Genomic DNA, 25,437 nt, shown 5'->3' with positions numbered 1-25,437 from the left:
GTTTGCTTCATAATGTATGTATTGCTGAACGATGATGAAAATTTATTGAGCTGCGGCAATGCAGACGCTATAAATCTGCTGGCAGCCCAAGTTTTCTAAAGCATGGGTTAAAGCATGAATTGAACTGCCTGTGGTCACGACATCATCAATAATCAGTACTTTTTTATATTTTCTTTTTTCTGTTTTGATCATTTTAAATTGATATTCAATATTTTCTAAGCGCTCAATTCTACTTAAACCTTTTTGTGAATGTTGTGCTTCTCGAATCACGGGTTGCCATACTGGGATATTTAATTGCCTTGCCATGATTTTGGCGATAATCAGCATTTGATTGTAGCCACGTTCTTTTAAACGAGCAGTAGAAATTGGCATAGGAACAATGGCTTGAATTTTAGGTAGGCTTAAATTCAATAAACTTTGTGCCAATAGTGTCTGATATTGCAGTTGTTGTTCATATTTATAGACTTGGATGATGCGATCAATTGGGAAGTCGTAACGGTGAGCACAAACAATCTGGTGTTGATGCCGTTCTATATGCTGCTTATACCAAGGAAGTTCGTTCCAACACGTGTTACAAAGAGAATGCTGTTGTTGTCGATCTATTCCACAAAGGAGGCAAGGGGAAAGGCTTTGTACGCTTTTATGGAGAAGTTGATTGGTAAATTGGAGCATGCTCTGTTCTATTTTTTATTTGGGATTAATTTCGCATAGTGTGCTGAATAGATCAATAGCAGATTTTTATTAAGCTTTATATCGCTTAATCTTCATATCACCATGTTATGACAACCTCCATGTCATCATTTGTGTTTATAGATTTTGATAAGCATCGTTAAACTGAATGAATCAAATATCTAAGCTATGCTGTTTATGCGTGGATATTCTAAATACATGTTTAGACATAGGCATATCTCGGTGCTTCAGGTAACCAGCGTTTTAATAAAGCTTCAGCATTTTCTGGATCATCTTTGAGTACTTGACTGGCAACATAATGTGCTTGATTAAGTAAATGATCATCTCGTTCTAGCTTGGCGACACGGAAACCCAAATCTCCTGTTTGCTTGGTGCCCAGTAATTCACCCGGTCCTCGGATTTCTAAGTCTTTTTCTGCAATGATAAAACCGTCATTGGTTTCACGCATGATGCGTAAACGTTCTTGGCCATTTTGTGATAAAGGATGTTTATAGAGTAGGGCGCAGAAACTTGCGGTCGCACCACGACCGACACGACCACGTAACTGATGCAACTGAGACAGGCCTAAGCGTTCAGCATTTTCAATCACCATAATGGAAGCGTTTGGAACATCGACCCCGACTTCAATCACTGTCGTTGCAATCAGCAGTTGCAATTCATTGTCTTTGAATTGTTGCATGACCCGTTGCTTCTCATCGGCTTTCATTTTTCCATGGACTAAGCCAATATTAATCTGTGGAAAGCGATCTTTAATCTCTTGATAGGTGGCTTCTGCGGCCTGAGCATCGAGAGTTTCTGATTGTTCTACCAATGTACAGACCCAATACGCCTGTTTACCCTCAGCGCAGTTGGTGGTGATACGATTCAGCACTTCTTCGCGTCTATCAAGTGGAATCGTGACTGTTTGAATGGGAGTACGTCCAGGAGGCAATTCATCAATCACTGAGGTATCTAGGTCACCATAGGCAGACATTGCCAGTGTGCGAGGGATTGGTGTTGCTGTCATGACCAATTGGTGTGGTGTGGTGTTATCCACGCCTTTATTACGTAAAGCTAGACGTTGATCTACCCCGAAACGATGTTGTTCATCAATAATCACGAGACCAAGTTTGGAAAATTCAACATTGTCCTGAAATAAAGCATGGGTACCCACCACAATATTGGCAGTTCCATCTTTAATGGTTTGTTCAGCCGCAGCGCGTGCTTTGCCTTTTTGTTTGCCTGAAAGCCATGACACATTTAAACCGAGTGGCTCGAACCATTTCTTAAAATTGATATAGTGCTGTTCAGCTAAAATTTCAGTCGGTGCCATTAGCGCCACTTGCCAACCTTCTTCCAAAATATGACAAGCCGCAACACCTGCAACCAATGTTTTACCTGCACCTACATCGCCCTGAACCAATCGCAACATGGGTTTGTTTTGTTTTAAATCTTTGGCAATTTCGTTTGATACACGTTTCTGTGCATTGGTCATTTCAAAAGGTAAGCTTGCCAATAAGGCTTTTGCAAATTTTTTACTGGTTGAAAATGCTGGGGCTGCAATTTGTTGAATATAAGCACGTCGGGTTAATAGGCTGATTTGATGTGCAACCAATTCTTCAAAAATTAAACGTTGTTGAGCAGGGTGAGAACCTTGTGAAAGTTGCAGCATATTGGCATTTACAGGAGGGTGATGAATATACTCCAATGCCTGTTTAAGCGCATAACCATTGGTGAATTTTTCAGGTAATAACTCAGGTAAAGCATCAGCGTGCTGGTTTAAAGCTTGCTTAACATATTCGCGTAATTTGGGTTGAGTTAAGCCTTCGGTGGCAGGGTAAATTGCTGTTAGTTGGGTTTTAGGGAGCGCTGTATGTTCGGTAATTAACTGGATCTCAGGATGATAAAGCTCCAGACCACGAGCCCCAACACGGACTTCTCCAAAAATTCTTAAACGATTACCTGCTTTAGCACGATCTGTGAGTGCTTTATAGATATGATAGAAGCGTAAAGTAACTTTGCCAAAATCATCTTGCAATAAAATCGCCATCGATTTGCGTTTACCGGGTGGCATATCGATTGATCTGACCACGCCTTCCATGAGATAACTACGACCGACTTGTAATTGGTTCATGGGAATGATCGTGCTACGATCTTCATAATCACGTGGCAAATGAAACAGCAAATCATCTGTGGTGAAAATATTTAGTTTTTCAAGTAAAGCAGCGGCGGCATTGCCAACCCCTTGCAATTGATGGACGGCAGCCATGTCCCCTCAACTTAAGTTTGATTGATTTTGAAAATCGGTTTCGAAGAATAGGTCGTGTAATGCATATTCTATTTATTGGTTATGGTAAAACATCGCAACGTGTTGCCAAACAATTATTTCAGCAAGATCACCAAATTACCACAGTTAGCCGCAGTGCGAAAGATGATGATTTCGCACAACATTTGATTCAAGACATTCAACAACTCGATTTAGCGCAAATTCAGCCTGTCGATGTGGTGTATGTATTGCTCGCACCATCTCGAAATTCTCCGCTAAGTGCTATCGAAAATTATCAACAAACCTATGTCGACTCGGTACAGCCGATTGTAAGGGCTTTAAAAGACCATCCGCTCAAAAGAGTTATTGTGGTTTCATCGACACGTGTTTATGGGGAAAACCATGGTGAACGTATTGATGATGAGTCAGTGCCTATTCCAAGTGATCGACAGGGTCAATTGTTATTGGCAATGGAACAGCGATGGCAACAGGCTTATCCATCTAAATGTGTGATTGTGCGCCCAACTGGGGTTTATGGTACATCCGTTGCTCGTATGATTAAACTTGCAGAAACCACACACAGCTATCCCAATATTCATTGGTCAAATCGAATCCATATTGATGACCTTGCAGATTTCTTAGTGTATTTGCTTCACGTGGAACATCCAGAAAAATCATATATTTGTACAAATAATCAACCGCTACCATTGCATGAGAAAATTTTAAATATTCAACGTGAGTTGAATTTGCCAGAATTGGTTTTGGAAAGCGAAAAGGAAACAGGTAAAAGAATTTTTGCGGAGAGGATGCTTGCAACAGAATTTAAGTATGTGCATCAAAATTGTTATATTGATTATGAGCAAAAATTATTGTCAGAGTACTAAATTAAATTAGCGAGACTTAAGTGGAAGATATTATTTATATTAAAGAATTTTTAAAAGATAACCATAAATTATTTGCTCTTTTAAATAGGAAAATAATATGGGATGAGCGTATGACAGCACGTAAAACTGCGAGTTTTGGTAAAGCTTATAATTATTCTCAAATGTCCTATCCTGAAGCTCCTTTTTTGGGTGAAATAAGACCGATTATTGATTTAATTAAAGAGACTTTGAGTTTTGAACCAAATAATTGTCTTATTAATTATTATATGAATGGTCAGGCGCGTATGGGATGGTATTCGGATCAAACAGATGTCCTTGTTTCAGGAACTGGTGTTGTGATTATTTCTTTAGGTGGTGAGCGGATTTTAAAATTTAGAAAAATAAATGCTTATGAGGTAGCTTCTGAGTATTTGTTGGCATCTGGCAGCTTAATTTATATGAGTCAGAAGATTCAGGAGGAATGGCAACATTGTATTCCAAAATCAAATATTGAACAGGCTAGAATGAGTCTGACGTTTCGGAAGCTACTGTAAAATTTAGTCAGCAGATAAGTTGTTGGTGGGGCTAGAGCCTAAAAATAGAAATAATAAATTTAACTGATGAAACTGTTACTTTTTCGTAGCTAGATATATCAAACTAGAATCTGAAAATTATAAATTAGCTCGTTGAGCCTTAGGATTATTCAATAATTGAGGCTTTGAGAAGTTCCCTCTCCTTGCAGGCATAGGTATCTACACAATTAAATCTATTTAAGTTAAATTGGAGAGCATGCTCTCCAATTTAACATTCCACACTTAGATAACCGATTAGTTAAACGCTACGGAAGTCTTGTAAAACTTAATATGAATCCACTTGCTTCATTAGCCCCAGCGCTTAAAGATATTGCCTCTACCCAAAAGACTAGCTTTGCTACAACCCAAGCAGTTTGGCGTTTCTTAAATAACGAAAACGTTTCATTTCAACAACTCAATCAGCCTCTTCAAAAACTTGCGTTTGAACAAATCGCTCTATCGAATCACCACTATGCCTTAGTTGCTCATGATTGGTCTCAACTACAATATTTCAAACATAACAACAAGTTAAATAGATTCAAAAGAACACATGCAAGTGACAAAGGCTATGAATTACAAAGCAGTTTATTAATTGATGCTGAAACGGGTTTACCCATTGCACCATTAGATCAAACTTTATGTGATGCTACTGGACGTTATTCAACATTTACTGATGGGCATAAAATAAAAGAAACCCATTTAAACGCACTATGTGAACAAATCGAACATATTGAGTCTTTACCAATAGAAAAGAAACTCGTACATATTATTGATCGTGAAGGAGATTCAATTGCTCATCTTAGATTATTGAATCAACAAGAACATTTATTTCTTATTCGAGGTAAAGAAGGAAATCGTGTTGAATATCAAGGAGAAGATGTTAAGTTAAGGGAAGTGTCAGATCAAATACCAACTACACAAACCCATACAATTCAATATAAAGGGAATTGCGAACAACTCTATGTTGGTGAAACTCAAATCAGTATTACACGTAATGCAAGACCAATGCAGAAAGACGAAACGGGAAAAAGAGTTCCACCACAAAAGGGAAAGTCATTAACCGTTCGACTGATTGTAGTTGAAGTTAAAAATAAGCAAGGAAAATCACTTTCTCGTTGGAGCTTATTAAGTAATGTATCATCAGAAATACCAAGTATAGAATTGGCAACTTGGTATTACTGGCGTTGGAAAATAGAAAACTATTTTAAGTTGTTAAAACAGGCGGGCCATGACATTGAGTCATGGCTACAAACAACTCCGCAAGCGATATTAAGAAGACTGTTAATTGCAAGTATGGCATGTGTATTAACTTGGCGAATACAGCGAGAAAATGATGAGAAAAATTCAAGAGTTAGAGTCTTTCTAACACGTCTATCAGGAAGGCAACAAAAAAGAGGAACAAGGGAAAGTGCACCTGCAATTTTGGCTGGTCTGTCAATATTACTGAATACACTACAATTATTATCTGAACATTCGGTGGATGACCTTAAGCTGATTGCTGAAATTGCATTAGAATCTCTACAAAAAGATGTGTAGATACCAATGCCTTGCAGGAGAGGGTTAGGGAGAGGTAATCATCCCAACCTTCTCCCAAAGGAAAAAGGCACTTTAAAGCTTTTATTTTTTCTTCCGTTTTAAACGCTTCTTGGCTTGTTGAGCGGCTAAAGCATCTAAAGCTTCTTTTAACTCCTCATCTGTAAATGAGGTGATATGGTGTAGCATTTGCAAAGTTACATCATCAAGCACCAAATTGGCATATTGCGCAACATTTCTAAACTGCTCATCAAAAACAATGGCATGGTCTTCATTGGTTTTGATATAGCCTTGTTCAGTTAAGACTTTCATAAAACTTTGGAATAACGCTTTATCAAAGAACTCAGGTGAGTTGAACTCATACAATACAGATAAACGTTGCCCAACCAAGTGACTTAATTCTTCGACTTGGCGAATCGAGATGTTTCCAGAGCCACGTTGAGTAATTAAAGCCAGTGTCATGTAATAACGTTCAAGACTTTGACGTACTGGCGCAGCCAAAACAGCCAATTGATTATGGTCTTCTGAGTTTGGCGCAGGGCTGAAAATAAAATCTTCATCATCGACAAAAATTAAATTCGCTTGAGCCAAAGCATCGACATATTCAGTCACTTGAGCCTTGATTTCACTATCTTTCCATTTTAAGAACAACTCTGCTTTTAAGAATGGATAAAGGGTACGAATCACATTGAGTAAATCAGACTTACTGATCTTGCCATTATGTTCGACCAATGCCGCAACCAACGACGGTAAAACAAAGGCATGCAAAATGTTATTGCGGAAGTAAGTCAGTAAAATGGCTTGATTGTCTTCAATGGCAATAATATCGCCAAGGACGTGTTGAACACGTTTAATCAATTTCAGCTTCATACCATAAGCAATGATTTCTTTGCCTGACAATGGTGTGACCTGAGTACGGCTGTCATAAGGATTTGCGGTTAATAACTTGCGATATGTATCAAGCTGTTTAATGCAGATTTCTTCATCAAGTGTGTGTTTTGGTGTTGCCAATAAAATCAGTGACAATAATGAAACAGGGTTGATGACCACAGCACGGTTGATATTTTCCAGAATCGCATTTGCCGAGCTGGTTACTGCATCTGAGACTTCTTGCGGAATTGGATCATCATTATGTTCAATGGTGATTTGATCAGCGCCATGTGCTTTGAGTAAGTCATCTAAGAAAACAGGCTCACCAAAATTGACATGCACTTTACCAAAAATACGCTCAATTTTTTTCAGGGTTTGCAAGATTCCCCAGATGGATTCAGCTTCTTTTGGCTTACCATTCATTTCACCGACATAGGTTGCGCCTTCCATCAAGCGCTCATAACCGACATAGGTTGGGATAAAGACAATCGGTTTGGCACGGCCGCGCAAATGACCATGTACCGTCATTGCGAGCATGCCAGTTTTCGGGGGTAACAAACGCCCAGTTCGAGAACGACCACCTTCAATAAAGTATTCAAGAGGTGTGTTTCTAGACAGGATGCTAAATAAATATTCTTTAAATACTGATGTATAAAGTGCATTGCCGCGGAATGAACGACGGATAAAGAATGCACCGCCTCCACGCAGTAATTGACCGACAAATGGCATGTTAAGGTTATCGCCGGCAGCAATATACGGCACCATCAAACCACGTTTATAAATCACATAAGACAATAACAAGTAATCGATATGGCTACGGTGACAAGGTGTATAAATCACTTCATAGTCTTTGACTAACTCGCGCACAGTATTGAAGTTATGTACTTCAACACCGTCATAAAGTTGTGTCCATAGACGAGTCAAAGCCATATCCGCAAAGCGTACAGCCGATGCAGAATAGTCGGATGCAATTTCGTTTACAAAACCAATCGCTTTATGTTCAGCATCTATCATGCTGATTTTTGAGCGAATACTTTCTTTACGAATTGCATCCTGTACATCAGGGGCTTTAATCAGTGATTGCATGACATTACGGCGATCAGATAAATCTGGACCGAGAATGACCTCACGCTGACGATCTAAGTAGTCATTTAATTGATTGACAATATAAGTGGCTGGTGAAATATTGGGATGAGCAATTTTCGCATGATCGACTAAAGCTCTAAGTGATTGCGCTTCATGGAATTCTAGGAATGACTGTCGACCATGTAAACCAATGTTCATCAACTGTTTAACTTTACTTGGCGTTGCCCAAGTGTCAGTAAATAACAGTTTAAACCAAGAGTCTTCTTTATCTGGTGAACGTCCCCACAGTACTGTGACAGGGATTAATTCAATATCTAAATCAACATTTTGATCAAGTGATTCAATCAGTCTAACTAAACGCGGCGGATAAGCATGCGTAGGCGGATTAAAATAATTGTTTTCATCTTGGTGTTGTAAAAATAAAATCGCAGCTTTTTCGCGACTATTGCCAATCATTAATGGGTCAAGTGCAGGAGGAAGCTGCAAACGACGTGTTTCACCATCAACAACTAAAGCGTTACTTCGTGAGTAATTCTGTAGAACATAGCAGACAACTTTTTGAGTTGTGGGCTGAATGAGCTCAGAATTTTCAGTTGAAGGGTCTAAAGGTTGAGCTTCTGTAGGAACCTCTCCAAGAACATGTGGTGTTACCACAAGGTCAAGTATTTTACTCGAAAGTCGACGATACATTTGACCAAAGCCACTCTTGGACATAAATACTCCTAGCCAATGGTGAATCACGCAATAAAGCGGATAAAAAATATTTTCTGTAATTAAAGCACAGAACAGTATGTCATTTTCTGACAAACTGCGGGTCGCTTGTCAGATTTTATCGTTAAAAAACGTATTTTAAACAATCCATCAGCACAAGAGAAGTGACAATACAGTTTATGAAAATTTAATGTTTCTCTCAGGACTTATGGCAAAATAGAGTTAAATCTCTAAAATATGGATACTTTGTTCTATCCATTGGAATAAAGTCAGTATTCAGTATATAGAAAGGTCACTTATGAATGCTTTAACCCAAGAGCTTGTAGAGCTTTTAACCCTTGAAAAACTTGAAGAACATATTTTTCGTGGTCAAAGTCGAAATTTAGTTGGTAAGCGTGTTTTTGGTGGGCAAGTTTTAGGACAAGCACTGCGGGCAGCATCATACACCGCTGATCGCCCCGTACATTCTTTACATGCGTACTTCCTATATGGCGGGGATATCAACGCCCCAATCATTTATGAGGTTGATCGGTTACGTGATGGCAAAAGTTTCTTAAGTCGTCAAGTACGTGCAATCCAGCATGGACGTACCATTTTTTCAGCGATGGTATCATTTGCAACACCAGAAGAAGGCTTGAATTATCAAATTGCTGAGCCAGAATATCCAGCCCCTGATGAATTAAAAGCTGAGCAAGAGCTTAAAGAAAATTTAATTAGTTTTATCCCGGAAAATATTCGCGCTGCGTTTATGCGTCCACGTCAGGTAGAAATTCGTCCGATCAATGTGACCAATCCATTTCAACCACAACCTGAAGCACCGTCTTATGCACATTACTTGCGTACGCATGAGCCATTAACAGCAGAGCAGGCGGATGATATCTCGTTAAATCAGGCAATTGTTGCATTTTATTCGGACTATACCTTGATGATGACTGCTTTGCGCCCGCATGGTCTCAATTACCTCTCGCCAAGTTTGCAATGTGCCAGTATCGATCATACGATCTATTTCCATAAACCAGTGAAAGCAGATGATTGGATGCTGTACGATATGGATGCAACAGTCAGTGCAAATTCACGCGGTCTGAATTTTGGTCGTATGTGGCAAAATGGCGAATTGGTTTGTAGTACGGTGCAAGAAGGTTTGATGCGGGTACGTGAAATCGAAAACCAATAAGATTTTATACTGATACTCAAATCCTAGAAATAAGCCATCATCTCTGATGGCTTTTCTATTTTTTAGCAGAGCTTGTGACAAAAAAATGCTCGATTCTAAATAACTTCAATGGCATAGTTCAACGTGTAAATATTTATAATAGTCAGCGAAGATGAGTTTAAACACCCAAATTTTTATTGCAGCCATTCTTGGTGTGGCATTTGGATTTTTATTAAATCAATTCCCTAATACTCAATTTTTAGATGCCAGCATTTATGGTTTGAGCATCGCCAGTAGTATTTTTATTGGTTTATTAAAAATGCTTTTGGTTCCACTTATTTTTAGTTCAATCTTGGTGGGTGTTTCAAACTTAGAAGCGGGCAGTCAACTCAGTCGAGTTTGGAAAATAACCTTGGCTTGTTGTGTGACCACAACGACATTGGCACTTATTCTCGGTTTAGCCTCGACACATCTATTCAATGTAGGACAAGGTGTGGACATTGCAATGTTTCAAGATGCAATGAATCAACATAAAAGCCCAGATTCACTGACACCCAGCTCGTTTTTAACCAATTTTATTCAAAATACCCTCATCAATCCATTTAAAGCATTTAGTGACGGCAATGTTTTGGCAGTCGTACTGTTTGCTTTGTTATTGGGTTTGGCACTGGTACATGGTGGAGAGCGCTTTAATTCAATCAAACAACTGGCACGTCAGTTTTTTGACATCATGATGATGTTAGTGGGTTGGGTGATGAAAGTTGCGCCGATTGGTATTTTTGCTTTGATGGCAAAGCTGATTGCAACAGAAGACATCTCTATTTTAAGCCGTCTTGCTGAGTTTGCTATTGTTGTTACGGGAACCACCATATTTCATGGTGTTGTGGTTCTGCCATTGTTGTTATGGATCTTTGGAAAAATGGATCCGATTACCTTTTTTAAAGGAACGCGTGCAGCATTAATTACAGCTTTTGCAACCAGTTCAAGTTCTGCAACCATGCCTTTGAGTTTAAAGTGTACTCAAGAAAATTTAGGCGTGCGTCCACAAATTGCAGGCTTTGTGATTCCTTTTGGTTCCCAGTTAAACATGGATGGAACAGCACTTTATGAAGCAGCAGCAGCGCTTTTTATTGCCAATTTAATGGGTTTAGAATTATCAATCACCCAGCAGGTAATTGTCTGTTTGACCGCGATGATTGCTTCATTGGGCGCACCGGGTATTCCAAGTGCGGGCATGGTCACCATGATCATGGTGCTGCAATCTGTGGGATTACCAGCGGAAGCAATTGCGATTCTTCTGCCAATTGACCGTATTCTCGATACTGTACGTACCGTAGTGAATGTACAAGGGGATATGATGATTAGTGTGGTGGTTGACCGAAACACCAAAGATATGGAAAGTTCAACTTAGTCTATGGTTAGGATCTTGTTCTAAAAGATTGGCCCAAAAAAAGCAGGATCTTAATCCTGCTTTTTTGATTGGATTTCAGTATTCATCACTATTCAATAGTTATTATGCTGCAACTCTAGGCAATGCACGTTTTGCCGCAGGGGATTGATCCAAATAAGCAATCGCATCTTCTGTTTTTGCTTCATGTACTGGATCATACCAAGGCATTAAATAGCCCAATTGCTGTGAAACCAACCATAATGGATGTGGCATTAAGCGATTATCTGATTGTGCGATACTTGCCCATTCACGCCAAATCCAAGGCTTATAGAAAGCAGGTTTTTTATCTGCATAACGTGGGTCTTGCCCCATGATATGTGCAGCACCATCAACCCATAAGCCTAATACAGCGGCAATCACGATAACACTTTGATAATAACGGGAAATATAACCGCCACCTAAATGACGATACAGATCAAAAGCCACTGTGCGGTGTTCAATCTCTTCGGCACCATGCCATTTGACTAAATCAAGCATATTGGGATCTGCACCCAATTCCGCCCATTTTTTATTATAAAGCGCATATTTACCCAAGACACAAGTCATATGTTCAACAGTGGCGACGATACCTAAGCGGAACAAATCCCATTGATGATCAAGAGCTTTGGGTACTTTAAAGCCGAGTGGTTGATCTGCAAGTAATTTACCAAACAAGAAATCCATAATCTCAAGATTACGTTGAATATCAATATTACGCACAGTTAAGTATTCTTTATTTGCCGAAGCATGTGCTTGGGCATGCATAGCTTCTTGGCGGATAAAGGCGCGAACATCTTCAGCTAATTTTTCATCTGTGATTTTGGGTAAAACACGATTGTATAAACGGCAAAACCAAAATTCACCTGCTGGGAGAATATTGTTAATTTCATTGATAAAGTAGCTGACAAATGGCTGATTTGGAATCCAATCGACAGGGGTATCTTGCCATTCAAATTTCACTTTACGTGGTTTGATGTGGTACTGAATAGACGATCCAATCCGACTGTTCTTTAATTTAGCGAGTAACTTCATCACAGTGTCCTAATTTTTCTTTGGTGATTTCACACTTTATTATTCAAGTATAAAAAAATGTCCTAAATAGTTATTAGCAATTTAGGACATTCCAGTATCAATATGTGATGAATTTTGTTAGACAAGACTTTTTTATTTATGCTTGTGGATTTTCATCTACATTTCCATCAATATTTTCACTATTGAATTCGGATTCTTGGTCTTGATCAATGAACTCATCATCCAAATCATCTTCAGTGGCTTCAGGAATTGCATCAATATCAAAATCTAAAGTTTTGTCTAAGGTGTAATTTAAGCGACCGGCCATAATTGACGCAAGTTCTTCTAGACCTTGTTTATTGAGTGATGAAAACAGTTGTATTGAAAAATTCAACTTCATTTTCTTCAATTGTTGTTGTACATCTAACAACACTTTACTGGCAGGACCACGGTTGAGTTTGTCGGATTTAGTCAACAGTACATGCACAAACAAGTGACGTGAATATGCCCATTCCAGCATCATCACATCGAAGTGTTGTAAAGGGTGGCGAATATCCATGAGTAGAACCAGACCTTGTAAACTTTTTCGATGAATCAAATAATTCTCAAGTTCTTTTTGCCAGACAATTTTCATTGCTTCAGGTACAGCTGCATAACCATAACCTGGTAAATCGACAAGGCGTTGATCTGGATTACCTAAACTAAAAAAGTTAATCATTTGCGTACGGCCAGGTCTTTTCGACGCGCGTGCCAATTGCTTTTGATTGGTCAATGCATTGATAGCACTTGATTTTCCTGCATTTGAACGGCCTGCAAAGGCAACTTCATAACCGGTGTCTTCTACACAAAGATTCAGTTTAGGTGCACTCATCAGAAATTCAGCTTTACGCAACCAGTTCAAAGATGAAGTTGAGTATTCTGAAATCGCAGGATCAGCCTTTTTTTCATAACTGATTTTTTGTTTAGGGGCGCTTGAGGTCTTACTATTTTTAGACTTTCCACTGCTGCGATGCATATTTCAACTTCAATAAACGGATAAACAAAGTGCATTATAAAGGAAGTCGGTGATTCAAGCGAATTTTGATCGTGTTAACTGAGATATTGATTATTGAGATGCTGGATGATGAGCTTTTGCGATTTACACATTGAGATTGGGAATAGGCGAGTTTACGATCTTTGGATGTTGTGGTGGTGCATTGAGAACATCGGCAACAGTATAGTGATCTAGGCTTTGATAAAACTGTTCAACGGCCTGATCTAAAATACCCTTTAAGCCGCAGCGTGGACGTAGCACACAAGGTGGCGTATTGCACTCTACAATTTGTGCATCGCGTTGGAGAATTCTTACAATATGTCCTAAGCGAAATTCTAAGATATCTGGGTTTAAGCGCAAACCACCGCCTTTACCTCGTGTGGTAATCAACCAACCTTGTTTTCCCATAAAATGCACAATTTTGACCAAGTGATTTTCTGAAACATGTAAATCTTCTGCAATTTCGGCAATTGTATAAGGCACATCTTTTGGAGGCGCGATGTACATTAAGATGCGCAGGGCATAGTCGGTAAATTTATTTAGTTGCATGTAGGCTGCTCATCTATGGGTAAAGATGTATCTCATCCTGAAATAAATAAGGCCAGTCTATCATAGACCAGCCTTATAAAGAACGAATGGAGATTTAGATACCTGCACCACCCGTACCAAACGCTTCACTATGAATTTGTTCAGGTTTAATACCACGAGCCACCAATGCTTGGTGTTGTTGTTGCATAAATGGTATTGGGCCACAAAGATAATAATCAGCATGGGCTGGGAGTAATGCTGTATCAAGCGTTGCTAAGTCTAAACGACCAGCCACATCATAGTCCTCACCTATAACATCACCGCTATGTGGGAACTCATAAGCTGTAAATGTACTGAGACGTGGGAATTTAGTTTTTTGCTCTTGGATATGTTGTTTCATCGCATGTACTTGGCTACTGCGACATGCATGAATAAAGCTAGCCGGTTGAGGCATGTCTAAAGTCACCAATTGGTTAAGCATTGCAATCATTGGGGTTAAACCTACACCCGCACTAATGAAGACATTACGTTTGCTACTATCAATCAGGTAGAAGTTACCTGTTGGAGCAGACACTTCAATTTCTGAACCTTCAGCTAAGCCATGTAAAGTATTTGATACCCAACCACTTGCCAAATCACCTTTTTCATCTTCACGTTTAACTGAAATACGTAAATAGTCTGCCTGTGGACTTGTCGATAGCGTGTATTGACGTGGTTGTTTTAAGCCTAATGCTTCAACAAATACGCGCACTGAAATATATTGACCCGCTTCATATTTAGGTAATGCACCACCATCGACTGGTGCAAGATAGAAAGAGGTAATTTCTTCGCTTTCATCCACTTTTTTAGCGATTTTAAATTTACGCCAGCCTAACCAGCTGCCTTGAGTTTGTTGGTGCTGTTCATAAATCGCTTTTTCAGTACTGATAAATAGATCGGCCAATTGCCCATAAGCTGCAGCCCATGCGTCAATTAATGGATCTTCCATCGAAATAGTTAATACTTCACTAATTGAATGTAATAGGTTTTCACCGACAATGTTGTAATCAGGTGCTTGAATATTCAGACTGACATGTTTATGGGCAATCAGTTCAACCACAGGCAAAAGTACTGAAGGATCTTCAATATTTTCAGCATATGCTAAAACAGCACCAGCCAAAGCTTGAGCCTGTGCACCACTACGTTGATGCCCCATATTAAAGGTTTCTTTTAATTCAGGATTATTGCCGAGCATGCGGTTATAAAAATAACCGGTAAGTGCTACACCATTTTCGCGAAGAACAGGAACTGTTGCTTTTACAAGGTCAATTTGCTGCGGAGTCATTGTTGATCTCTCTTGGCTGTCATTTATAAGATGTATTTAAAATACATCTTATAAAATGTATTTGCAATACACCTTTAAGAAAAACACATAAAATAATTATGGTTTAGTTTGAGTTTAAGTTTTATTGATTGAAATTATTGAATTTATTTTTAAGTTTTTAGATGAATTTTTTGAATAAGTTTTTAGATATGCTTTTAGATATGTTTAGCGGGCTTGATAAGCGGTATAAGCGAATAAAAACATAAGCAAGAAGATAAGCTATAAAAATGGAGAATAAAAAAGGAGCGCTAACGCTCCTCATATTTGTGTTTAAACGAATCAACGCCCACCAAATAATGAACCTAACAAACCGCGGACCAGTTTTTGCCCTGTAGGACCGCCTAAGGTTCTTGCGGCACTTTTAGCAAAAGTTCCGATCACATCTTGAGTCAGTTTGGCACGTGCAGCTGCAGCTTTTGCTTCCTCTTTTTCTAAGCGTTCTTGCTCTTTGGCTTGTTGTTTATCGATGGTCTGTTGTTGCTTGGTGAGCTCTTCTAATTGCTTGGCTTGTTGAGCCACTGCATCAAAGGCCACCTGTTGTTGTGAGCTATCAGAAACTTTACGTTGTAGCATTTCATAAGCGCTATCACGATCCACTTCATTGTCATAAACACCCGCAACAATACTTTGTGCCATTAAGGCTTTTCGTTCATCTAAAGTAATTGGGCTAAATGATGAGTAGGGTGGCATCACCATCGCTCGTTCAACCACTTGAGGTGTGCCTTGTTCATCTAGGCAACTAATAAGCGCTTCACCGACAGCCAGTTCTGTAATTGCTTGATCTACTTTAAACTCTGGATTAGCGCGGAAGGTATCAGCAGCAGTTTTTACTGCTTTTTGATCTTTAGGGGTAAACGCGCGTAAGGCATGTTGTACACGGTTGCCCAGTTGTCCTAAAACATTTTCTGGAATATCTAATGGGCTTTGTGAGATGAAATAAATTCCGACACCTTTAGAGCGAATTAGACGGACCACTTGTTGAATTTTTTCTTGTAAAGCTGGGCTGGCATTATCAAAGAGCAAATGCGCTTCATCAAAAAAGAACACCAATTTTGGCTTATCTAAGTCACCGACTTCAGGTAGCTTTTCAAATAACTCTGAAAGCATCCAAAGCAGGAAGGTTGCATACAGCTTTGGTGTGTTCATCAGCTTATCCGCAGCCAATAGGTTGATATAACCATGTCCATTGGCATCAGTTTGGATAAAATCCATAATATCAAGGCTTGGCTCGCCAAAGAAACGTTGACCGCCCTGATCACCTAAGGCCAATAGATTACGCTGAATAGCACCTAAACTTGCAGGTGAGAGATTGCCGTATTCTGCTTTTAAAGCTGCCGCATTTTCACTGACATAGGTCAGCATGGCTTTTAAATCTTTAAAATCAATTAACAGTAAGCCTTGATCATCTGCAACACGGAACACCGCTGAAAGTACACCTTCTTGAGTGTCATTTAAATTCAGCATTTGCGAAAGTAACAGTGGGCCAATTTCAGAGATTGTGGTGCGGATCGGATGTCCTTGCTCACCAAATAAATCCCAAAAAATAGTCGGTGATGCAGCAAAAGGAACACTGTCTATTCCTAAGCTTTTGATGCGTTCTTCAAATTTAGGATTGGTTGAACCTGCTTTGGCGATACTGGAAACATCCCCTTTGGCATCGGCAAGAAATACGGGTACACCAATCCGTGAGAAACTTTCAGCAAGCACTTTAAGGGTAACGGTTTTACCTGTACCTGTGGCGCCTGCAATTAAACCATGACGGTTAGCAAATTGTGAATGTAATACAATATCTTGTGTTGTATCTGAAGTTTTTTTTGCGATGACGATTGGTGTGCCCATTGTTATTCCTATAGCTTTAATTTGAGTTTGGATGTTCTTTATCTGACTCAATATTTATATCATTGTTGTTATACAAAATTGCATTAAATGATGATGTTGTAAATCTGTTTTTATTGTTGAATATGAATGTAGGGGGAGTGCGGATTGTGTCTTGAAATGCATAGGGAATAAGTAAAAGCTAAATGTACTTTTCGCTGAATGATCTCTGTGCTTAATCGTGTTTAGAGGTGAGTATAAGGTCCTTGCTGTCATTTGATATAGCAAAGACCCAGATATTATGTATTAAGCCTGCTGAGTTGAAATATTAAGCTTGAATGGCTTGAAGTGCGTTTTGAATATCTTGGATTAAATCGTCTGGATGCTCTAAGCCAATACAGAAACGAACCAATAGACCTTGCTCTAGGTGTGTGCGTTCTAAATGACGCATGTCAGTCAGATTATAAATCATGACTAAGCTGACAGGACCACCCCAACTAAAACCGAGTTTAAATAAAGATAAATGATCACAAAACTTTCTGATTTTGTTGATATTAAACTCAGGTTTAAAAATAACACTAACAAGACCAGCACTTTGTCCTGTTTGACAGGTCTGGTTCCAATAGGTGTGGCTTATATTGTCAGAATCCGCAGGGTGTAAAACTTGAGCAAACGCATTTTGATTCTTTAACCAATTTAAAATCTTTAAAGCACTTTGTGACTGATGCTCATAACGAATTTGCATTGAGGCCAAACTACGCTGTACTTGTGCAGCATCATCACCTGAAATCGCGATACCTTGGATGGCATGCATACGGAACAGTTTATGATGTAAAGCTTTATCTTGAGTGACCACAGATCCCATTAACATATCGCCACCACCACTTGGGTATTTGGTTAAGGCGTGTACGCTGATATCTACACTTAAATGTTCATGACTAAAATCAAAGGCATTAAACGCTAGGCCAGCGCCCCAGGTATTGTCCAAAGCCGTGAGGATATTTTTTGCTTTGGCTTTTTTGACTAAACTCATCAAATCAGGAAATTCGAGTGTGACTGAACCTGCGGCTTCTAACCAAATCAGTTTGGCATTTTCATTGGGTTGGAATGTGTCTGCATCGATAGGATTATAAACTTGAACGATAATGCCATAACTTTTTTCAAGATGACGTAGATGTTCCATGTTGGGACCATAGATATTGTCAGCGACCCAGACTTCATCTCCATGACTTAAAAAACATGAATTGACCAGATTAATCGCAGATAAACCACTGGGTGCAAGCAAGCAATATTCACCACCTTCTATTTGGGCAATGTGATCGCCTAAGGTAAACGTTGTCGGCGTGCCATGTGTGCCGTAACTATAGTCATAACGATCTGTCCAATGGCGATTAAATAGTGCATCGGTATTTTCAAATATAATTGTTGACGCACGAAATAGGGGAGGCTGTATTGTATTTATATATTGTGGTGCTTTACGAGAAGAATGAATTAAAGCAGTAACTGGTTTTTGTTTCACAGGAATACTCAATTTTTGTTAATAGCTGGACTAAAGTAAGCAAAACATAATCGCTCAGTGACGAAAAGCAATAAATTGTGAAAAATAATAAATAAAATTGATATTGGCTTCATTTTTGCATTTATCCAACTATGTTTTGTGGTTTGTAGCGTAATTGATACAACAAGAATAGGTGATAACATGAAAAAACTTAAAGTGCATTATTTTCAGCATATTGCAGGTGAAGGCTTTGGTAGCTGTTATGAGTATTTAAAAGCAATGGGCGCAGAAATTACTGCAACAGAATTTTTTGCTTTACCCACAGATTCACAATTAGAAATAGAAGCTTTGCCGCATGTCAATGATGTGGATTTACTCATCATTATGGGTGGGGAAATGAGTGTAAATGATGAAGCTAACTATCCCTGGTTAAAGGTCGAAAAACGATGGATTCGCCGTTATTTGGCATCAGAAAAGCCCGCAATCGGGTTGTGTTTGGGTGGGCAGTTGATAGCCAATGCTCTAGGTGCCAATGTTCGGCGTAATACTGTGCAAGAGATTGGCTGGACCTTGGTCAATAAAAGCAACCATGTGCCAGAAGATTATTTCCAATTGCCTGAGCGGGTCAATGTTATGCAATGGCATAGTGAGACCTTTGATATTCCCAAAGGTGCAATTCGTTTGGCGGAGAATCCAGCATGTCCCAACCAACTTTATCAGATTGGTAAAAATGTATTGGGATTTCAGTTTCATCCAGAAATCACCCCGCATAGCTTAAAAATCTTCATTGAGCATGAAGAAGAGGATATGGTGTTTAGTGGGGTACACAGTCAATCATTATTGAAGCTAAAAAAAACACAACAAACGGATTATGTGATTGGGAATCAGTTGCTCAATCATGCGATCGACTACGTGTTAAGGGTTTAAGCTGGTGTTTAAATAATAAGCGCTTTATTTATAATTAATTACTCAAAAAAAGGTAAAAACGTCCAAATAAGTTTGCTTAAGTGTTAAACAATCGTTATAATGAGCGACCCTCCGATATGGTGGGGTGAATGGCGAAGAAAGTCATTCAGATCGTTACAGTCGTGGCATCGATCACGACCTTAGTGATTTTCACTGCCTTTGACACTTACCTTATTTAGTGGGGTGAGATGCGTCAAGGGTGATTCTTTATATATTTGGCTTGGAGTTAACTGGTATGTCTAACCAGAGAATTCGTATCCGTCTTAAGTCTTTTGATCATCGTTTAATTGATCAATCTTCTCAAGAGATCGTAGAAACAGCAAAACGTACTGGCGCACAAGTGTGTGGTCCAATTCCGATGCCTACTCGCATCGAACGTTTTAACGTTTTAACATCACCACACGTGAACAAAGATGCGCGTGACCAATATGAAATCCGCACATATAAACGTTTGATCGACATCGTTCAACCTACAGATAAAACTGTAGATGCGTTGATGAAGTTGGATCTTGCAGCTGGTGTTGATGTTCAGATCGCATTGGGTTAAGGCTTTCGGTTAATTAACGCTCTATAAGTTAATTAGGCCGCTTTTTTAGAGGTTTATGCACATGGCTATTGGTTTAGTCGGTCGCAAGTGCGGTATGACACGTATCTTTACAGATGCTGGTGTTTCTGTGCCTGTAACAGTGATTGAGGTTGATCCTAACCGTATCACTCAAATCAAAACGCTTGAAACTGATGGTTATCAAGCGATTCAAATCACTACTGGTGAACGTCGCGAATCTCGCGTAACAAATGCTCAGAAAGGTCACTTTGCGAAAGCTGGTGTTGCTGCTGGTCGTTTAGTTAAAGAATTCCGCGTTGCAGAAGCTGATCTTGAAGGTCGTGAAGTTGGTGGCACTATCGGTGTTGATTTGTTCGCAGTAGGTCAAGTTGTTGACGTTACTGGTCAATCAAAAGGTAAGGGCTTCCAGGGTGGTGTTAAGCGTTGGAACTTCCGTACGCAAGATGCTACACATGGTAACTCAGTATCTCACCGTGTAATTGGTTCTACAGGTCAAAACCAGACTCCTGGTCGCGTGTTCAAAGGCAAAAAAATGCCTGGTCACTTAGGTGATGATCGCGTAACTGTACAAGGTCTTGAAATTGTATCTATCGACGCAGAACGTTCAGTTCTTGTTGTTAAAGGTGCGATTCCTGGTGCTACTGGTGGCGACGTTATCGTTCGTCCTACGATCAAGGCCTGAGGGGAAATAACGTGAATTTAAAAACTGTTTCCGGCTCTGCTGTTGAATTGTCTGAAGTTGCTTTCGGACGTGAATTTAATGAAGCTCTTGTACACCAAGTTGTTACAGCTTATTTAGCTGGTGGTCGTCAAGGCTCTAAAGCTCAGAAGTCACGTGCAGACGTTTCTGGCGGTGGTAAAAAACCATTCCGTCAAAAAGGTACTGGCCGCGCTCGTGCTGGTTCTATTCGTAGCCCAATCTGGGTTGGTGGTGGTAAAACTTTTGCTGCTCGTCCACAAGATTGGTCTCAAAAAGTAAACCGCAAAATGTACCGCGGTGCAATGCAATGTATCTTAGCTGAACTTGTTCGCCAAGATCGTCTTGTATTGGTTGAAGAGTTTGCAGTTGAAGCTCCAAAAACTAAAGAATTGCTTGCAAAACTAAACGGCTTGAACGCTACTCGCGCATTAATCGTTACTGAAGCTGTAGATGAAAATCTATATTTAGCTGCTCGTAACCTTCCACACGTTGATGTGGTTGATGCTGCTGGGATCGATCCTGTTGGCTTGATCGCGTTTGATAAAGTTGTTATGTCTGTTGCGGCTGCTAAGAAGATTGAGGTAGAACTCGGATGAACAACGAACGTATCTATCAAGTCCTAAAAGGGCCTGTTTTTTCAGAAAAAGCACAAGTTCTAGGCGAAACTGCTGGTGTTCAAGTTTTTAAAGTTGCTATCGATGCAAACAAACTTGAAATCAAAAAAGCAGTAGAGCAATTATTTGGTGTAGAAGTTGTTAAAGTTAACACGACTATCACTAAAGGTAAGACTAAACGCTTTGGTAAAACATTAGGACGTCGTTCTGATGTTAAAAAAGCATACGTCACCCTGAAAGCTGGCCAAGATGTTGAAATGGCTGACTTGGGCGATACCGCTGAAAGCACAGCGGAATAAGGACGAAAATTATGCCAATTCAAAAATGTAAGCCAACGTCTCCAGGACGTCGCTTTGTAGAGAAGGTGGTTCATAATCATCTTCACAAAGGCGCGCCTTATGCACCGTTGGTTGAAGCTAAAAAACGTACTGGTGGTCGTAATAATAACGGTCACATTACAACTCGTCACGTTGGTGGTGGTCATAAACAAAACTACCGTATCGTTGACTTCAAACGTAACAAAGACGGCATTCCTGCTGTAGTTGAACGTATTGAATACGATCCTAACCGTACATCACATATTGCTTTATTGAAATATGCTGACGGTGAACGTCGTTATATTATTGCTGCTAAAGGCTTACGTGCTGGCGATAAAGTACAATCTGGTAACGATGCTCCAATTCGTCCAGGTAACTGCTTACCGCTTCGTAATATGCCTATCGGTTCTACATTACATAACATTGAGCTTAAAATCGGTAAAGGTGCACAATTAGTGCGTTCTGCTGGTACTTCTGCTCAGTTGTTGGGTCGTGACGGTTCTTACGCAATCATTCGTCTTCGTTCAGGCGAAATGCGTAAAGTACACGTTGAATGTCGCGCTGTGTTAGGTGAAGTATCTAACTCAGAAAGCAACCTTCGTTCACTTGGTAAAGCAGGTGCTGCACGCTGGCGTGGTGTTCGTCCTACCGTTCGTGGTATGGCGATGAACCCAGTTGACCATCCACATGGTGGTGGTGAAGGGCGTAACAAAGGTATTCAACCTGTAAGCCCATGGGGTCAAAAAGCTAAAGGGTACAAAACTCGTACCAATAAGCGTACGACTAAGATGATCATTCGCGACCGTCGCGTTAAGTAACAAGTAAAGGAATCTGACAATGCCTCGTTCTCTGAAAAAAGGCCCATTCGTCGATGCGCACTTGTTCGCTAAGGTTGAAGCGGCTATCGCGGCTAATAACCGTAAGCCGATCAAAACTTGGTCGCGTCGTTCGATGATCCTCCCGGATTTTGTTGGTTTAACAATTTCTGTACATAATGGTCGTAACCATGTTCCAGTGATCGTATCTGAACATATGGTTGGTCACAAACTCGGTGAATTCGCGCCAACTCGTACCTATCGTGGTCACGGTGTTGACAAGAAGTCTAAACGTTAAGGTGCTATGATGGAAGTTACTGCTAAATTACGCGGTGCCGCTATCTCGGCACAAAAAACTCGTTTGGTTGCAGACCTAATCCGTGGCAAATCTATTGCTCACGCGCTTAATATCTTAAACTTCAGCAACAAAAAAGCTGCAGTTGTAGTGAAAAAAGCATTGGAATCTGCAATTGCAAACGCTGAACACAATAACAGTTTAGATGTAGACGACCTTAAGGTTACTACGATTTACGTTGATGAAGGCACTAGCCTTAAACGTATTATGCCACGTGCTAAAGGCCGTGCAGATCGTATTACTAAGCGTACTTGTCACATTACCGTTAAGGTAGGGGTTTGATATGGGTCAGAAGGTTCATCCAATCGGTATCCGCCTTGGTGTTGTAAAACGTCATAACGCCAACTGGTATGCGAGTCCGAAACAATACGCTGAATACTTGCTTAAAGATCTTCAAGTTCGTGAGTTTTTAACTAAAAAACTTAAAAGCGCGATGATCAGCAATATTCTTATCGAACGTCCTACAGGCGCTGCTAAAGTAACAATTAGCACTGCTCGTCCAGGTATCGTTATCGGTAAAAAAGGCGAAGACATTGAGAAATTACAGCGTGAACTTACCAAGATTATGGGTGTTCCAGCGCAAGTAAGCATCAACGAAATCGATCGCCCAGACTTAGACGCTCGTTTAGTTGCTGAAGCAATTGCTTCACAATTAGAGAAACGTGTAATGTTCCGTCGTGCTATGAAGCGTGCGGTTCAAAACACTATGCGTGCTGGTGCTAAAGGTATCAAAGTTGAAGTTTCTGGTCGTTTAGGTGGTGCAGAAATTGCACGTACTGAATGGTATCGTGAAGGTCGTGTACCTTTACATACACTTCGTGCTGACATCGACTATGCAACTATGCGCGCTGAAACTACTTACGGTACGATTGGTGTTAAAGTTTGGATTTTCCGTGGCGAGATCTTAGGTGGCATGAAACAAGTCATGAACCCTGCTCCTGCTGAAGAACGTCCAGCTAAACGCGGTCGCGGTCGTGGTGAAGGTCAAGAGCGTCGTGGTCGTCGCAATGATCGTTCTGCTGAAAAAGGAGAATAATCCATGTTGCAACCTAAACGTACTAAATTCCGTAAGGTGCAAAAAGGCCGTAACACTGGTCTAGCGCATCGTGGTAGCACAGTATCTTTCGGTACAATCGCACTTAAATCTGTTGAGCGTGGTCAAATGACTGCTCGTCAAATCGAAGCTGCGCGTCGTACAATTAGCCGTCGTGTTAAACGTGGTGGTAAGATCTTTATCCGTGTTTTCCCAGACAAACCAATTACTGAAAAACCATTAGAAGTTCGTATGGGTAAAGGTAAAGGTTCTGTGGAATACTGGGTTTGCCAAATCAAACCAGGTAAGATCTTGTACGAAATGGATGGTGTTAGTGAAGAATTGGCACGCGAAGCGTTTACGCTTGCAGCTGCTAAGCTTCCATTTAAAACCACTATCGTTACTAAGACGGTGATGTAATGAAAACTAAAGATCTACGTGAAAAATCGGTAGAAGAGTTGGCAGCTTTGCTTGATGAGCAACAGCTTAACCAATTCCGTCTTCGTATGGCGAAAGCAACTGGTCAATTGGGTAAATCGCATGAAGTTGCGTTAACTCGTAAGACTATTGCTCGTATCAAGACCCTCCTTACCGAAAAACAGGGGAACGCACAATGAGTGAGCAAACAGTTCGCACGTTAACAGGCAAAGTAGTAAGTGACAAAATGGACAAGTCTATTGTTGTACTTATTGAACGCCGCGTTCAACACCCGTTGTATGGCAAATCAATCCGCCGTTCAACAAAATTACACGCTCATGATGAGAACAACACTGCTAAAACTGGCGATGTTGTAACCATTAAAGAAAGCCGCCCAATTTCAAAAACTAAAGCTTGGACTTTAGTGGAAGTTATTGAAGCAGCTGCTGAGTAATTAGACGTTCTTGTTGCATCATCGGTCAATTTCGAGTACTCTTTGAGCCTTTCGAAATTGCGACCGGTGATGCTCGGTTTTGGAGTAGGGCAATGATTCAGACCGAAAGTATGCTAGACGTAGCAGACAACAGTGGTGCTCGCCGCGTACAATGTATTAAAGTACTTGGTGGTTCACATCGTCGTTATGCTTCTGTTGGCGACATTATTAAAGTTACTGTAAAAGAAGCAATTCCGCGTGGCCGTGTTAAAAAAGGTGACGTGATGAATGCAGTTGTAGTTCGTACTAAATTCGGTATTCGTCGTCCAGACGGTTCTGTGATCCGTTTCGATGATAATGCTGCAGTTATCTTGAACAACAACAAGGCTCCGATTGCCACTCGTATTTTCGGACCAGTGACTCGTGAACTTCGTACTGAACAGTTCATGAAAATCATTTCATTGGCTCCTGAAGTTCTATAATAGAGGCAATCATGGCTAAGATTAGAAAAGGCGATCAAGTAATTGTGATCGCAGGTAAAGAAAAAGGCAAACAGGGTACTGTTTTGTCTGTTTCAAATGACCAAGTTAAGGTTGAAGGCCTTAATTTAGTTAAGAAGCATCAAAAGCCGAACCGTGCAACAGGTGCTGAAGGCGCTATTGTTACACAAGAAGCTTCGCTTCATATTTCAAACGTGGCAGTTTTTAATGCTGCAACCCAAAAGGCTGACCGTGTTGGTTACCAAGTGATTGAAGGCGTGAAAACTCGCGTTTACAAATCAAATGGTGAATCAGTGGCGGTAGCGAAGTAATAGGTTGAACT

Annotated in this window: 27 protein-coding genes and 1 pseudogene; 19 read left to right on the top strand and 9 right to left on the bottom strand. The window is 40.1% G+C overall.

What is annotated here, in order from left to right:
* Positions 1-42 precede the first annotated feature (42 nt).
* Both MTO68_RS20855 and recG read right to left on the bottom strand, forming a co-directional pair.
* On the bottom strand, positions 43-672 hold the full coding sequence (locus MTO68_RS20855) for a phosphoribosyltransferase family protein (protein ID WP_244014194.1): 630 nt from the start codon (positions 670-672) through the stop codon (positions 43-45).
* A gap of 220 nt (positions 673-892) precedes the next feature.
* Positions 893-2,938 carry an ATP-dependent DNA helicase RecG gene (gene recG / locus MTO68_RS20850; protein WP_209827912.1) on the bottom strand — a complete coding sequence of 682 codons (2,046 nt, stop codon included), beginning with the start codon at positions 2,936-2,938 and terminating at the stop codon, positions 893-895.
* A 59-nt stretch (positions 2,939-2,997) separates the two neighbouring features.
* Here recG and MTO68_RS20845 point away from each other — a divergent pair, with 59 nt between their 5' ends.
* The 3 genes from MTO68_RS20845 (at position 2,998) to MTO68_RS20835 (ending at position 5,906) form a co-directional block, all read left to right on the top strand.
* Positions 2,998-3,819 carry an NAD-dependent epimerase/dehydratase family protein gene (locus MTO68_RS20845; protein WP_244014192.1) on the top strand — a complete coding sequence of 274 codons (822 nt, stop codon included), beginning with the start codon at positions 2,998-3,000 and terminating at the stop codon, positions 3,817-3,819.
* Positions 3,820-3,839: 20 nt separating this feature from the next.
* Positions 3,840-4,352, top strand: coding sequence for an alpha-ketoglutarate-dependent dioxygenase AlkB (locus MTO68_RS20840; protein WP_244014190.1), 513 nt, complete (start codon positions 3,840-3,842; stop codon positions 4,350-4,352).
* 309 nt (positions 4,353-4,661) lie between these two features.
* Positions 4,662-5,906: a transposase gene (locus tag MTO68_RS20835; protein WP_244012863.1), complete on the top strand. Its 1,245-nt coding sequence runs from the start codon at positions 4,662-4,664 to the stop codon at positions 5,904-5,906.
* An 81-nt stretch (positions 5,907-5,987) separates the two neighbouring features.
* Here the strand turns inward: MTO68_RS20835 and plsB are convergent, their stop codons facing one another.
* The gene (gene plsB, locus MTO68_RS20830; RefSeq protein ID WP_096735218.1) at positions 5,988-8,573 is read right to left on the bottom strand and encodes a glycerol-3-phosphate 1-O-acyltransferase PlsB; all 2,586 of its coding nucleotides are present in this window, start codon (positions 8,571-8,573) and stop codon (positions 5,988-5,990) included.
* A gap of 295 nt (positions 8,574-8,868) precedes the next feature.
* Here plsB and MTO68_RS20825 point away from each other — a divergent pair, with 295 nt between their 5' ends.
* Both MTO68_RS20825 and MTO68_RS20820 read left to right on the top strand, forming a co-directional pair.
* Positions 8,869-9,744 carry an acyl-CoA thioesterase II gene (locus MTO68_RS20825; protein WP_244014188.1) on the top strand — a complete coding sequence of 292 codons (876 nt, stop codon included), beginning with the start codon at positions 8,869-8,871 and terminating at the stop codon, positions 9,742-9,744.
* Between the two features lie 151 nt (positions 9,745-9,895).
* Complete coding sequence (locus MTO68_RS20820) at positions 9,896-11,134, top strand: dicarboxylate/amino acid:cation symporter (protein WP_034614383.1); 1,239 nt, start codon at positions 9,896-9,898, stop codon at positions 11,132-11,134.
* A gap of 102 nt (positions 11,135-11,236) precedes the next feature.
* On the opposite strand, the gene MTO68_RS20815 is transcribed toward MTO68_RS20820, so the two are convergent.
* From MTO68_RS20815 to MTO68_RS20790, 6 genes are all read right to left on the bottom strand, one after another.
* The gene (locus tag MTO68_RS20815) at positions 11,237-12,184 is read right to left on the bottom strand and encodes a metal-dependent hydrolase (RefSeq protein WP_004816855.1); all 948 of its coding nucleotides are present in this window, start codon (positions 12,182-12,184) and stop codon (positions 11,237-11,239) included.
* A 136-nt stretch (positions 12,185-12,320) separates the two neighbouring features.
* Positions 12,321-13,178, bottom strand: coding sequence for a ribosome biogenesis GTP-binding protein YihA/YsxC (gene yihA / locus MTO68_RS20810; RefSeq protein WP_004816856.1), 858 nt, complete (start codon positions 13,176-13,178; stop codon positions 12,321-12,323).
* Between the two features lie 123 nt (positions 13,179-13,301).
* A complete protein-coding gene (locus tag MTO68_RS20805) occupies positions 13,302-13,745 on the bottom strand; it encodes an Rrf2 family transcriptional regulator (protein ID WP_004816858.1) in 444 nt (147 codons plus the stop codon).
* Positions 13,746-13,839: 94 nt separating this feature from the next.
* Positions 13,840-15,048, bottom strand: a complete 1,209-nt coding sequence (gene hmpA, locus MTO68_RS20800) for an NO-inducible flavohemoprotein (RefSeq protein ID WP_244014186.1) — start codon at positions 15,046-15,048, stop codon at positions 13,840-13,842.
* A 318-nt stretch (positions 15,049-15,366) separates the two neighbouring features.
* Positions 15,367-16,926 (bottom strand): helicase HerA-like domain-containing protein, encoded by a 1,560-nt coding sequence (locus MTO68_RS20795; protein ID WP_244014184.1) that lies wholly within the window; start codon positions 16,924-16,926, stop codon positions 15,367-15,369.
* A gap of 304 nt (positions 16,927-17,230) precedes the next feature.
* On the bottom strand, positions 17,231-18,421 hold the full coding sequence (locus MTO68_RS20790) for a PLP-dependent transferase (RefSeq protein ID WP_244014182.1): 1,191 nt from the start codon (positions 18,419-18,421) through the stop codon (positions 17,231-17,233).
* A 180-nt stretch (positions 18,422-18,601) separates the two neighbouring features.
* On the opposite strand from MTO68_RS20790, the gene MTO68_RS20785 reads away from it, so the two are divergent.
* From MTO68_RS20785 to rplX, 14 genes and pseudogenes are all read left to right on the top strand, one after another.
* Positions 18,602-19,327, top strand: a complete 726-nt coding sequence (locus MTO68_RS20785; protein WP_244014181.1) for a type 1 glutamine amidotransferase — start codon at positions 18,602-18,604, stop codon at positions 19,325-19,327.
* A gap of 274 nt (positions 19,328-19,601) precedes the next feature.
* Entirely contained in the window at positions 19,602-19,913 is a 312-nt protein-coding gene (rpsJ, locus tag MTO68_RS20780; RefSeq protein ID WP_004725677.1) for a 30S ribosomal protein S10, read from the top strand.
* Positions 19,914-19,974: 61 nt separating this feature from the next.
* On the top strand, positions 19,975-20,613 hold the full coding sequence (gene rplC, locus MTO68_RS20775; protein ID WP_004816868.1) for a 50S ribosomal protein L3: 639 nt from the start codon (positions 19,975-19,977) through the stop codon (positions 20,611-20,613).
* 11 nt (positions 20,614-20,624) lie between these two features.
* Positions 20,625-21,227: a 50S ribosomal protein L4 gene (gene rplD, locus MTO68_RS20770; protein ID WP_004816870.1), complete on the top strand. Its 603-nt coding sequence runs from the start codon at positions 20,625-20,627 to the stop codon at positions 21,225-21,227.
* Positions 21,224-21,544 carry a 50S ribosomal protein L23 gene (gene rplW / locus MTO68_RS20765; RefSeq protein ID WP_004725684.1) on the top strand — a complete coding sequence of 107 codons (321 nt, stop codon included), beginning with the start codon at positions 21,224-21,226 and terminating at the stop codon, positions 21,542-21,544. The genes rplD and rplW overlap by 4 nt, the downstream gene beginning before the upstream one ends.
* A gap of 11 nt (positions 21,545-21,555) precedes the next feature.
* Entirely contained in the window at positions 21,556-22,380 is an 825-nt protein-coding gene (rplB, locus tag MTO68_RS20760; protein ID WP_004725686.1) for a 50S ribosomal protein L2, read from the top strand.
* Between the two features lie 19 nt (positions 22,381-22,399).
* Positions 22,400-22,675, top strand: a complete 276-nt coding sequence (rpsS, locus tag MTO68_RS20755; RefSeq protein ID WP_004281508.1) for a 30S ribosomal protein S19 — start codon at positions 22,400-22,402, stop codon at positions 22,673-22,675.
* A gap of 9 nt (positions 22,676-22,684) precedes the next feature.
* Positions 22,685-23,014, top strand: a complete 330-nt coding sequence (gene rplV, locus MTO68_RS20750; protein ID WP_004816873.1) for a 50S ribosomal protein L22 — start codon at positions 22,685-22,687, stop codon at positions 23,012-23,014.
* Between the two features lies 1 nt (position 23,015).
* Positions 23,016-23,832, top strand: a pseudogene (gene rpsC / locus MTO68_RS20745) (30S ribosomal protein S3).
* Positions 23,772-24,185 (top strand): 50S ribosomal protein L16, encoded by a 414-nt coding sequence (gene rplP, locus MTO68_RS20740; RefSeq protein ID WP_004725694.1) that lies wholly within the window; start codon positions 23,772-23,774, stop codon positions 24,183-24,185. Before rpsC ends, rplP begins: the two are co-directional and overlap by 61 nt.
* A complete protein-coding gene (gene rpmC / locus MTO68_RS20735) occupies positions 24,185-24,382 on the top strand; it encodes a 50S ribosomal protein L29 (RefSeq protein ID WP_004725696.1) in 198 nt (65 codons plus the stop codon). Before rplP ends, rpmC begins: the two co-directional genes overlap by 1 nt.
* Positions 24,379-24,636, top strand: coding sequence for a 30S ribosomal protein S17 (gene rpsQ, locus MTO68_RS20730; protein ID WP_004725698.1), 258 nt, complete (start codon positions 24,379-24,381; stop codon positions 24,634-24,636). The genes rpmC and rpsQ overlap by 4 nt, the downstream gene beginning before the upstream one ends.
* Before the next feature lie 92 nt (positions 24,637-24,728).
* Entirely contained in the window at positions 24,729-25,097 is a 369-nt protein-coding gene (rplN, locus tag MTO68_RS20725) for a 50S ribosomal protein L14 (RefSeq protein ID WP_004725701.1), read from the top strand.
* Positions 25,098-25,108: 11 nt separating this feature from the next.
* Positions 25,109-25,426, top strand: coding sequence for a 50S ribosomal protein L24 (gene rplX, locus MTO68_RS20720; RefSeq protein ID WP_004725703.1), 318 nt, complete (start codon positions 25,109-25,111; stop codon positions 25,424-25,426).
* Positions 25,427-25,437: the final 11 nt, after the last annotated feature.

Origin of the sequence: Acinetobacter sp. NyZ410, assembly GCF_022828975.1 — a bacterium.
Lineage (GTDB): Bacteria > Pseudomonadota > Gammaproteobacteria > Pseudomonadales > Moraxellaceae > Acinetobacter > Acinetobacter guillouiae.
Note: the sequence above shows the minus strand (reverse complement) of the source record. Positions and strands in the feature narration are given on the sequence as shown.